Origin of the sequence: Arthrobacter crystallopoietes BAB-32 (assembly GCF_000328305.2) — a bacterium.
In the GTDB taxonomy this organism is placed as follows: domain Bacteria; phylum Actinomycetota; class Actinomycetes; order Actinomycetales; family Micrococcaceae; genus Crystallibacter; species Crystallibacter crystallopoietes_A.
Genome location: NZ_ANPE02000146.1, coordinates 1 through 4,608, shown reverse-complemented (window position 1 = coordinate 4,608; position 4,608 = coordinate 1). Strand labels below are relative to the sequence as shown.

The 4,608-nt window shown below is 64.6% G+C and carries 6 protein-coding genes; 3 read left to right on the top strand and 3 right to left on the bottom strand.

Annotated elements, in window-relative coordinates:
* Positions 1 to 299 precede the first annotated feature (299 nt).
* Positions 300 to 1,256 (bottom strand): hypothetical protein, encoded by a 957-nt coding sequence (locus D477_RS21250; RefSeq protein WP_005269517.1) that lies wholly within the window; start codon positions 1,254 to 1,256, stop codon positions 300 to 302.
* Positions 1,253 to 1,768 (bottom strand): MarR family winged helix-turn-helix transcriptional regulator, encoded by a 516-nt coding sequence (locus D477_RS21245; protein ID WP_005269516.1) that lies wholly within the window; start codon positions 1,766 to 1,768, stop codon positions 1,253 to 1,255. Before D477_RS21245 ends, D477_RS21250 begins: the two co-directional genes overlap by 4 nt.
* Positions 1,769 to 2,016: 248 nt before the next feature.
* Here D477_RS21245 and D477_RS21240 point away from each other — a divergent pair, with 248 nt between their 5' ends.
* Positions 2,017 to 2,469: a hypothetical protein gene (locus D477_RS21240; protein WP_005269515.1), complete on the top strand. Its 453-nt coding sequence runs from the start codon at positions 2,017 to 2,019 to the stop codon at positions 2,467 to 2,469.
* A gap of 63 nt (positions 2,470 to 2,532) precedes the next feature.
* On the opposite strand, the gene D477_RS12120 is transcribed toward D477_RS21240, so the two are convergent.
* On the bottom strand, positions 2,533 to 3,075 hold the full coding sequence (locus D477_RS12120; protein ID WP_005269506.1) for a histidine phosphatase family protein: 543 nt from the start codon (positions 3,073 to 3,075) through the stop codon (positions 2,533 to 2,535).
* 236 nt (positions 3,076 to 3,311) lie between these two features.
* Between D477_RS12120 and D477_RS12115 the strand changes: the two genes are divergently transcribed.
* Together D477_RS12115 and D477_RS12110 are read left to right on the top strand one after the other, a co-directional pair.
* The gene (locus D477_RS12115) at positions 3,312 to 4,403 is read left to right on the top strand and encodes a hypothetical protein (RefSeq protein WP_005269505.1); all 1,092 of its coding nucleotides are present in this window, start codon (positions 3,312 to 3,314) and stop codon (positions 4,401 to 4,403) included.
* 13 nt (positions 4,404 to 4,416) lie between these two features.
* On the top strand, positions 4,417 to 4,608 hold a 192-nt coding region (locus D477_RS12110; RefSeq protein WP_005269504.1), incomplete at its 3' end, for a hypothetical protein.

Here is a 4,608-nt window from a genome sequence, read left to right as displayed (position 1 = left end):
AATTCCTGGGTGAACCGTCGACGTGATGCAGACATTCTGCAGATTCCTCATTTCAGTAGTCCCTCCGATTTTAAGAGGGTCCACTGTCCGAAATCTCTAGGCTCACCAGTTGTCCGTGCTGATTCCGCCGGCGACGGTGTGGTGTCTCAAGCCGGTCAAAGCACCTTTGAGGCCTTACCGATCTGGAACGGTCACACACGCATAAAAGACCGAGGCCAATACCAAAAGGGTCCTGCCTCGTGTTGAGGCAGGACCCTTGGGAAAGAGTGCGGCTTAGCCGGAGAACTGGCGGGCTGGGACTACCGTCCCCGGGATTTCGATGCCTTGGCCTTCGACCCCTTGCCTTTGGACAGGAGATTGCCTTGGGCCGGCTTGGTTGCCGATGGCGCGGCTGGGTTTGCCGCCGGCTTCGGGCCTTGTGGCTTTGCGGACTTGGCTGGCTTCGCCGCTGTGGCTACTTCCAGCCGGGCTTTGGCTGGCTTCGCCGCTGTGGCTACTGCCAGCCGGGCTTTGACTGGCTTCGCCGCTGTGGCTGCTGCCGGCTCGGCCTTGGCCGGCTGGGCATTGGCTGGCTTGGCCGCTGGTTGGATTGCCGCAGGTTTGGGGCCTTGGGGTTCTGCTGCCGCTGATGGCTTCGCAGATGCCGCAGTGGCGAGCTTGGTTGGCGTGGCTGCTGCCGGCGTGGTTGCGGCTGGGTTCGCTAGCGCTGCGGGATGTGTCTGCGGCAGTTGGGGCCGGGTTGCTGCGGCCGGTGAGGGAGAAGATGAGGTGGGCCGTTCGCCGTCGTTATTGTCGCTGGCGGCGGGCTGGGGCTGGTAGCCCCTGGTTGCCGGCAGAGAGCGGACCGCTGCGATGGTTGAGGCGGCGGTACGAGCGGATTCCAGGGCGAGCTGCTGCATGTCCGGATCATTGGCGGCCGCCTGAGTCTTGGCAGGGCAGAAGAACTTGTCGGTGTAACCGAGGCGTTCGATGATCGTCCAGACTGATGCGGCGGCGATCAGCAGGGTCAGTAGCACAACGGCGCCGGTGCCGTAGATGCGGATGAGCGCTTCGACCGGCGTGATGGCGTTGCGCTGGGCGTAATTGGCCAGCCTGAGGGCGACCCAGAAAATCGCGATGAGCGCCAGGATGGCCAGGGGAACACCAATCCCGGTTTCCTGCGTCCGCTGGACGGCGCGGCGCCAGAGGCCGGCGAGGCGGTTCGTAGGTGTTTCCCGGTGCTGCTCTGGGGTGTTGCCTGCGGACTGGGAAGTCACTTGGTGCTCCTTTCCTGGGTTGTGGCGTCGCTGGGGGTGGAGGCGACGAGCTCACGGACAAAGCGGTCCAGCAGGGTCGCCAGGGCCTGGCGGTCCTTCTTGGACCAGTTGGCGAGGAGGTCATCGAACAGTCCCGCTCCGGCAGCGCCGATCTGGTGCTGCATGTCGCGGCCGTCCGGCGACGTGCTGACAAGGGTGGCGCGCGCGTCCTCCGGATCGGAATGCCGTTCGATCAGCCCCTTCCCGTCCAGCCTATTCACTTGGGGTGTCATGGTGGACTTGTCCACGCCATGTTGGCTGGCCAATTCGGACAACCGGACCGGACCGGCGCTGTTGATGAAGTCCAGCAAGACGACGTCGTTCAGCGACATGTCCGTAGCGGCCGGCCCGAAAAATTCCTTGCGGACCTGTGACCTGGCTGCCCAGCGGATGAGTTGGGTGACGCCGGCACGGACGATGTCCCCCGGAGTTGGGATGTCGTTGGAAGGGGTGGGCGGCGGGTTCTCCTGCACGTTTAGATTCTACGTTGAAAGGTTTGATTTGGCCAACCAAATTATTTGATTTGGCCAACCAAATCGAGATAAGCGCGCAAGGTCACAATCGCGGTCGGCTTTGGGTGGAGGTTGGGTATTTCCGGGGGCGGGTTGCAGCGGCTGAATCGATGTTGCCTTCCTTGCACTAAGCATGCTTATTACCGGCTATACTGAGGATGGTTTTACGTGCCGGAGGACTATCCGGCTGGCTGGAAGGAGTTCGAACGATGACGTCCGAGAGTGCCCCGCAGTTTTCAGCCATGGACAGGGATGACGACGTAGCCGACCCTTGGTGCTCGGTCTGCGATACCGATGACTATCTGATCGTCGAGGACTTGGAGCCGGCCCTTGAGATCGACCTGTCCGGCCACCCGCTGTGGAACATCAGCTATTCATGCTCCGAGTGCGACAGCTTCTACGGGCACATGACGCGCAGGCCATGGCTGACTTCGGAGCACGATCCGTACCGCAGCACCGCTTTCGAGCCGGAGTATGTCCACTGCGGTGAGCCGATGCAGCCGATCGAGGTCGGCCAGCGGCCGATCTACGATCCAGTTACGAACGACGGTCCTGTTGAAGGGCCTGTCCTTCCGCATGTCCAGCTGGACACGGTGCTGCTGCGCTGCAGTTGCGGCTTCCAAATGGAGGTTCCGGCCGACTCGTCGTCGGAGGGCAACTGACGCCGGCTAGCCGGTCTGTCGTAGGGGAAAGTACGACGGCGGTGACCGCCTTCGGGCCGCGAGTTACCGGACCGCGGTTTCCGACTCGTAGCCCATGAGCAGTTCGGGTTCGAGTTCGATCGTTTCGCAGTTGAGCACGTGGGCGTGCGGTTCGCCCTGCAGCAGGCCCATCGTGACGCGGATCAAGGTGCCGTGCGCGACGACGATCATCCGGCGTCCGGCATTCTCCCGGACCAGCTGCTGCAGCGCCTCGATGCTCCGCATGGCCACTTCGGCCTCCGGTTCGCAAGCGACCAGCAGTTCGTCGATTTCGGCGCGTTCCTTGCCCAGCAGGACAGTGCCTTCAAGATCGCGGAAGTCGCGTTCGATCAGCCCCGGCACAGTGTGGGAGATGTCCAGGCCGACATAGCTGCCGATGATCTCGGCTGTCTCGACGGCCCGCCGCAGTGGCGAGGAGACCAAAAGGTCCCAATCCTCCGCCGAAAGCCTGGCCCCGGCGTCGTTAGCCTGCGTCCGGCCAAGCTTGTTGAGCGGGATGTCTGAATGCCCCTGCAGCCGCCCGGCCGAGTTCCAATCCGTTTCCCCGTGTCGCACCAGCGCCAGCATCCGTCAATGCCCTCCTCATCAGCCGTCCCCTCCATCCTGCCTTATGTGCGGGGGAAGATGAAGCTGGGGCAGGCCGAGGGGAATCTGGGGGCCCGGGGAGGTGAAGCTGGGGGCCCGCGGAGGTGGAATCCGGGTAAACGGTTCATGAGAAGGCTCTCATGAGGCCATCATGTTTTTTTCATGATCGGTGGCTTCACTGGTTATCGACAACGGAACCCACCGCCAAGGAGCACCAGATGAGCCTCGCAGTCCACCCGAACGAATCCCGGACAGCTGCCGTGATCCACCTCGACCCGGTGCGGCTGCGCAGCGCCAAGAAGGCCTACACCACCCGGTTCCTGGCCGACACGCTGGCCCTCGATGCCGGCGGCTACGAACTGCTGAGCGGCAAGCCCTCCGCCGGCGACGTGGTCCTGGCCCGGGTGACGGAGATCGGACACCACACCCGGCTGGAGAGCCCGGCCTCGCGCCGCCAGAGCATGTTCGTCGGGGATGAAATCCTCGTGGCCTTTGGCAACCGCTATGCGCCCGACCAATTCCTCGCCGTCGTTCCCGAAGACTTGGGGCCGTGCTCGCTGGTGGCAGGCGGGGGACTGGCGGCCAAGGTGCTCAAGCAGCATGACGATATCGACAAAGCGACCGCCATCGAGCCGATCGGGCTGCTGGCCAAGAACGGCAAGGTGCTCAACCTGCAGGACTTCGCACCGCACCGCGTCAGCTCCGAGACGCAGCTGCCGGGCCGGCCGAAGGTAATCGCGGTGCTCGGCACGTCGATGAACTCCGGCAAGTCGACGGCGCTCGGCTGCCTGGTCAACGGCTTGAGCCGTGCGGGACTGACGGTTGCCGCCGGCAAGGCCACCGGGACCGGCGCGGGCAACGATCCAATGCTCTATACCGACGGCGGTGCGCACCACGTGCTCGACTTCACCGACTTTGGCTTTCCCACCACCTACCTGCTGGACTACGAAACCGTCCGCGGCCTGCTGACCAGCCTGATCGACGCGCTGACGACCACCGGGATCGACGTCGTCGTGGTGGAAATCGCCGACGGCGTCTACCAAGGCGAAACGGCGCGGCTGCTACAGGATCCGGTCTTCCACACCGCCGTGGACCGAGTGGTCTTCGCCGCCGCGGATGCCCTCGGTGCGACCGCAGGCGTCCAGGTCCTGCGCCAGGCCGGCATCGACGTGGCTGCGGTATCCGGCCTGCTGACGGCGTCCCCGCTGGCGGCGCAGGAAGCCTCCGGCGTGATCGATGCCCGGGTCATCGACACCTTCGATTTGTGCGATCCGGCGACGGCGCTGGAGCTGCTGCCGGAGCGCAAGTAACGGCGGGACAACCATGGAGAACTCCCTACCGAAGCTGCTGGCCGGCCGGCGCTGCGGATTGATGGCGCTGCTGCTCGGCACCGGGCTGGCCATGGCGGCAATGGCCGGGGCGAGCGCGCTGCTGATGATGTGGCTACTGGACGGGGCGGCGCCGTTCGGTCCCGGCTCCCTCGGCGTGCTGGTCGCCGGAATGGCGGCCGCCGCG

Bases quoted from the DNA above. Each gene is read 5' to 3' on its own strand.
- D477_RS12120 (WP_005269506.1), bottom strand. From the start codon at position 3,075: ATGCTGGCGCTGGTGCGACACGGGGAAACGGATTGGAACTCGGCCGGG.
- D477_RS12115 (WP_005269505.1), top strand. From the start codon at position 3,312: ATGAGCCTCGCAGTCCACCCGAACGAATCCCGGACAGCTGCCGTGATC.
- D477_RS21240 (WP_005269515.1), top strand. From the start codon at position 2,017: ATGACGTCCGAGAGTGCCCCGCAGTTTTCAGCCATGGACAGGGATGAC.